At 53.8% G+C, this 550-nt stretch carries 1 protein-coding gene; it reads left to right on the top strand.

Features of this window, described 5'->3' with window-relative positions; translation table 11 throughout:
• The coding region (locus tag ACFQ2D_RS17015; RefSeq protein ID WP_386795731.1) for a hypothetical protein at nt 1-372 on the top strand (372 nt) is incomplete at its 5' end.
• Nucleotides 373-550 lie beyond the last annotated feature (178 nt).

The raw sequence follows: 550 nt of genomic DNA, 5'->3' as shown, positions 1-550 counted from the left end.
GCGTTAGGGGGCGCAATGAAGATTCCCGCAAGCCTCAGGTTTGCATTGATCGCTCCATTCTTGGCTGCCTGCCAGCCGGATCGACAGCCGACGCAACCGGGCTTAGAGCAAGAGGAGAATTCGGCACAGGGGTCAGACCGTTATCACTTGCCAGAAAGTGTTGTCCCGCAATCAGACAACCTCACCAACTTTGGCATCGACTTGTCGGTGCTGTCCGAGAATGATGCAAAGATTGTGGAGTCTGCGTGGAGCGACTTCGAGCGGATACTCGCTGGCAAGGAGCCGGATTGCTCAGTAGCGTATGGTCTCTCTGACGGCGGGAGCCTGATGTATGACTGTGGCTCATACGAAATCATGCGAGTAAAAGGTTGAGCGGTAAAGATGGTGCTTACGGCTATGACTACGGGCCATCAATCAACTTCCTAAACGGTCACAAGGTGGAGCGTCTTAAGTTCTACACAGACAAGGAACTCGTGGAACTTGAGAGCGCCCCCTAACAATTCATTCAAGCCGATGCCGCTTCGCGGCACGGCTTAATTCAGGCGTTAGG

Source organism: Luteimonas composti, assembly GCF_042678665.1.
Classification (GTDB): Bacteria; Pseudomonadota; Gammaproteobacteria; order Xanthomonadales; family Xanthomonadaceae; genus Luteimonas; species Luteimonas composti.
The sequence above is the reverse complement of the archived record's forward strand: the minus strand, read 5'-3'. Positions and strand labels throughout refer to the sequence as shown.